The organism is Candidatus Neomarinimicrobiota bacterium, from assembly GCA_041862535.1.
Lineage (GTDB): Bacteria > Fidelibacterota > Marinisomatia > SCGC-AAA003-L08 > TS1B11.
In genome coordinates this window covers 1-2,059 of record JBGVTM010000137.1, presented here as the reverse complement: position 1 = coordinate 2,059, position 2,059 = coordinate 1, and the positions used below count along the sequence as shown (strand labels likewise).

Below are 2,059 nucleotides of genomic sequence, written 5' to 3'. Positions count from 1 at the left end.
CCATTTTGAAAATGGCTTTTGATTGTGGCTCCGTGACATCATTCTCTGGGATTTATCCGCTCCTATTTGCCTTCCTCTATGAGCTTTTTGAAACGCCGATGATTGCGCAAGGGAGCTCAGGCCAGGTCAAGTCGAAGTAGTCGAATCGATAATTGTCCTCAGAGTAGCCAGTACAATTTTAGGGCTCAGTCAATCTGTCGTCACTCTTTCCCTCTTGGCACGAGCCGCTTCAACTCGTCAAACCAATTCAGCACGACGTTGATCCCGAGAGGTGTGGGTTCTTGGGATTCTTGAATTATCAGGAACCGCTTATCAGGTGCGACGTCATAATGTCGAAAGTTTATAGCTTCGAACAATTCCTTATACTCGATCACCCTGAACTCCGGCTCGGTCTCAATAGTCGCGGCTACCATCTTGGGACTACCACGACCACTACGATAGAATAATTCTTTGCCATCCCGTGACCATGCGGGTTCGTAACCACCTTCGGTCGAAATCATGACCTTTGGGCCTGGGCCTGGATATGGCTCCACGTAGACCTCCCAACGGCCGGTCTCATCCGAACTGTAAACAACCCACCGGCCATCAGGGGACCAGACACCCAGTCTTTGATTATTATTTCGCTGGATGAAGGGCCGAAGATGAGGCTTTTCACTCTGCTTTTCGAACGGGACCACCGAGATATCATTATCGAACCTTGGACGTTTGGGGTTAGTCGTGATAAGGAGCAATTCCTTACCATCAGGAGAGCAGCACGTGGGCCACACCCAAATTTCTTCAAACGTTGCAAGCAATTCCGGTTTGCCGCTGCCGGTCACGCTTTGCCTGAACAGTTGAAACTTTCCAGCTTGGTTTGATCGGAATACCACCCACTTGCCGTCCGGTGTCCAAATTGGGGAATCGCTAATTCCATCGGACGTAAGTGGATTTAGTGTATGCCGAGTCAGGTCGTATATCCAAACGTCCCAGTTGTCACCATCTTGGATATCAAAGGCCAGCCGCGTCCCATCGGGGGAAATCGTGACAATGCCATAGTTGCGTGGTGTCGCCGCCGGTAAGGATTCAACCCACCCTAATCTATCCACCCAGACCGGCGTTAGCTCAGTGCTGCGCGTGACGACTGGGATATAGGTGAGCGAACCATTCGGGGAAATGGCAAACTGCGCCGACCAGCTCCGCCCTTCCGAGGTTATAACATCCAGGACGACCGGAACGCCGGAGCCAACCACCTTGAGCCGTTCGACATCAAACCGTACTGCATACAGAATATTTTTACGAGCATAAACAATGTGCCCGGTGGGCACGTATCGCGCGTAAGTTCCACCTGTGAATAATACGTGCCTTTTGCCCGTCTCCAGCAAGTATACCTCGATCTGATTCTCACCAAGTCCTCCGCGCACATTGGTAAAGAGCACCGCCTTACCGCCTGGCAGAATTTGCGGCCAACCATGCCCCCACTCGCCTTGGTCTGGGTCTGGAATGGTTAATTGCTCCAATCCCTCTCCAGAGGTAGAAATGCGCCAGAGGCCGCTCTCTGTGGGTGTGGCTGCGGCAGGCATGAAAATTATGGTGTCATCAGTCCCCCAGCTTCCACCGCGGAATTGGACGCTATCGCACAGGACAATAGGCTGCCCGCCCTTTAAGGATACTTTTTTGAGCTTCCTTTGGTGGTGATCTGCATATCCTATCCACTCGCCGTCGGGCGAAAAGAACGGGCTAATCGCGCCTTCAGTGCCCGGTAACGGCTTTGCTTCGAATTCATCCAGCTCGCGCAAATAGATTTTCCTCCTTGCGTCGCTACCCTCTTATACGTAAGCCAGGCGTCTGCCATCAGGCGACAGCGCCAGGGCATGCTGCCACAAGGCGTCTTGTGAAAGATCTGTCTCCGGACGAATGATAAAGCGCCTTGCGGGCTGGCTAAGTGGGGCAGAGCGCTTCAGATTCCGGGTTACCAGACCTGTGGCGATCACAATGACGATTAGGCAAGCTGCTGCCCAAGCTATCAATCCCTGCAGTCCTGCGGGCCGCATTTTTTCAACCGTCGGTACGCTGACCGTAG

The 2,059-nt window shown here is 52.7% G+C and carries 2 protein-coding genes; both read right to left on the bottom strand.

The window, feature by feature from the left end; genetic code table 11:
- Nucleotides 1-200: 200 nt before the first annotated feature.
- Nucleotides 201-1,775, bottom strand: a complete 1,575-nt coding sequence (locus ACETWG_05120; GenBank protein MFB0515969.1) for a TolB family protein — start codon at nt 1,773-1,775, stop codon at nt 201-203.
- Nucleotides 1,776-1,805: 30 nt separating this feature from the next.
- Nucleotides 1,806-2,059, bottom strand: a 254-nt coding sequence (locus tag ACETWG_05115) for a hypothetical protein (GenBank protein ID MFB0515968.1), incomplete at its 5' end; no start/stop codon positions are given.